Annotated in this window: 3 protein-coding genes; all 3 read right to left on the bottom strand. The window is 50.4% G+C overall.

What is annotated here, in order from left to right; genetic code table 11:
* Nucleotides 1-261 precede the first annotated feature (261 nt).
* Nucleotides 262-1,089, bottom strand: a complete 828-nt coding sequence (locus tag WCG50_RS18710) for a peptidyl-prolyl cis-trans isomerase (protein WP_336901109.1) — start codon at nucleotides 1,087-1,089, stop codon at nucleotides 262-264.
* Between the two features lie 34 nt (nucleotides 1,090-1,123).
* Entirely contained in the window at nucleotides 1,124-1,918 is a 795-nt protein-coding gene (locus WCG50_RS18705; protein WP_336901108.1) for a SapC family protein, read from the bottom strand.
* Nucleotides 1,915-2,792 (bottom strand): putative Ig domain-containing protein (locus WCG50_RS18700; protein WP_336901107.1); only part of this gene is annotated, 878 nt, incomplete at its 5' end. The genes WCG50_RS18700 and WCG50_RS18705, both read right to left, overlap by 4 nt.

The following is a 2,792-nucleotide window of genomic DNA, read 5'->3' as shown; positions in this document are numbered from 1 at the left end:
ACGACTCTAGAAGACCCATAGCGGGTGCACACGACAGGCAGCTTTCCGGTGGGCCAATTCAACTCCAGACAGAAGCCGTTCGTGGCATTCGGCAGCGTGCCCAATGCAGGCCTGCCAAAGTCATTTGCCGTATGTCAGCAATGAAAGGTGTACCGGTCATCCAATTTCTGATTGGACAACCGCTATGCGCCATAGTTGGTCTGACAATACTTCTTCAAAGCACCATAAAGAAAGGCAACATTCAGGGCGGAACGCCTTGTTCTACTGCACTTTTGCAGAGTCCCGCAAGGTTTTGAGTTGCGAATCAATGACTCGGCGTGCCAGAATTTGATTAAGTTGCCCTTTGATCTCTTCCAGTGACGGTGCCTTGAAAGCACGCGAATCTTCGAGTTGCAAAATATGCCACCCCAACTCTGAGCGCACCGGCTTCAGGGTGAAACTCCCCTTGTTCAATTTTGACACTGCTTCAACTACTGCAGGCAAGAAATTGGCGGGGATCGTCCAATCGGTCAAACCACCTCGATTTTGCGTTGAAACATCGCGTGAATATTCCTTGGCTAAGTCAGCAATTTTGCTACCTGCCTGCAACTTTTCTATTAACAGCTTGGCGGTCGATTCGTCGCTTACCAACAAATGGCGCACCAAGAGTTCCTTATCACCCAAACGTGCTGTTTGCTGTACGTACTCAGCTTGTAGCTCTGCATCACTGACAGGATTTGCACTTAATACTTTTTGCTGCCACGCCTGAGCCAAGACATTTTGTCTGGCCAACTCCATCTGTGCTTGTACTAGCGCATCTTTGTCCAATCCTGCACTTCGAGCTTGCTGTTCCATGAGTGCCAGGTTGATCAGCGTGTCGCGCACTCCGCCTCGCAGTTCCTGGCTGTCTGCCTGTCCACGCGCCAGTTGCTCACGTAGCAATAGCTCTGCCCGGGCGTTGGTCTGAATCATGCCATTAACGGTCACATACGGCTTGGCCAAGGTGGCCTGGGTCTCATCTACGACCGCCATGGCACCAAGACTCGTGAAACAATAAATCGTGACGGCTACTTGCCTCAAATAATTTGTTTTAATAAGTAAATTTTTCATTTTGCTGTCTGCGTTGCTGAGGAAAATATGACGTTTAATTCTTCGCCGTCGCTTTTTGCTTTGGCAGCGCCTTGTCGATTGGCTGCGGGACAGTCTTCACGGCGGCAGATCGAGAAGAAATGAGATTGAGTAATTTACGCATATTGCCCATGGAGGCTAAATGCAAATAGGCCAGTCCTAAGGCGCCACTGCGAAACAGGCTGGGCAACTTTTCATCATCAATTTGATTGAACTTGGCTTCATCAAGCATATAAAAATCATTTAGCTGAAAAGTCTCCCCACCAGCGGTGTCAAAACGTGCGCCCTGTTGCACGAACAACCCAAGTTCATCAAGTTGCTTTGTTAAGGCTTCAGTACGCACAAACTCCTGCTGAAAATTTTGCAAAAACTGCAGCACATCGTCCATTAGTGGTTGAAGCTTCCCCGCTTCATCAATCAGTAATTCGCCAGTTCCTGAAGTAAGTGCTTTGCATTTTTCATCAATGCACACCACTAATTGATCAGGCTCTGCTCCTTCTGCAAGCACGAAGGGATAACGGCGCACGAAAGCCGGAATGTAGGTTGCCAACCACTTTCCAGATTCATCAACAAACAGATTTTGTGCTTCGCGCACACCAAGCAAAACGACAGGTCGTAATTGTTGATCTTGCCCTCGGACAAACACAATGGGATAGTCGCGTGCGGCTTCAGCGAACTCCACACCTGCAATCAATACTGCAGTGCTGTCCCGCGCAAAATTAAAATTTACTTGGGGGGCATTAAATTTGAGGTTGCGATGCACTTCGGAGTTCAGTGCGACTACTTTTTCATAAAAGGCGAAATTGCTCATTGTGATTGGCTTTCTTGGTTAAAGTTGAGTTGAATTGCGGTGAAGGCCTCACCCCCACTGCTGTCATGACCGATGAGAACAACAGTCAGCTTGGCTTGGCCTTGCGGTGGAGTCCCGGTAAAACGATTAATTCCGGGCTCGAAAGTCAACCATACTGGAAGTGGGCTGCCGTCTGGCATTTTCGCCTCTACTGACACCACCGCTTTGGCATCGCTGTGCCTAAAAGTGTCCGCCGGTACCGTGAAACTAAAGGTAGATCCCATGGCGACCGACAGATCGCCAAAAGACCTCACACCGACAAAACCGCCACTTACACCTGAGCTCGCTCCACTAGCGCCTTCACTGGAGGCCGCTGCGGCGACCTCACTTGGAGCGGCTGTTTTTATCTCAACGACGACTGGAATCACATTCGTTTGAGTCGGCATGACCAGTGGTGCCGTAGGTTCGACAGGTGGTGTTGGCGTTATTGAGATTGGCGATGGTGTGGTTGGCGGGCTTTGTGGCAATGGGGCTCCTGTTCCTCGAATAATGGCTGATCCGCCGGATGATGTGACATTGCCGAGAAACAGATTGTTAGCGTCATTGAGCACGACACTGCCAGTGCCAGAGGTTATTCCGGTGGTGCCGTCCACCGTCAATGATCCGGTTTGCGTTACGGGCCCATTGCCACTGTCAACATTCAGATTGCCACCGACTATTAGACCTGCCAGTTCGGTGCCACCGGTCGCTTTTGTTGTCAGGTTGCCTGTTGTGGTTGCTGCAATGGTCAGTGAATTCACATCGACCAGGTCGACGTTTTTACCGCTGACGGTGACTTTAGCCTTGAAGTCGTTGGCCGGATCGGTGAGGGTCACGTCGCCGGTGCGCGAGGTCA

The organism is Rhodoferax sp. (assembly GCF_037143375.1).
In the GTDB taxonomy this organism is placed as follows: Bacteria; Pseudomonadota; Gammaproteobacteria; order Burkholderiales; family Burkholderiaceae_C; genus Rhodoferax.
The sequence above is the reverse complement of the archived record's forward strand: the minus strand, read 5'-3'. Positions and strand labels throughout refer to the sequence as shown.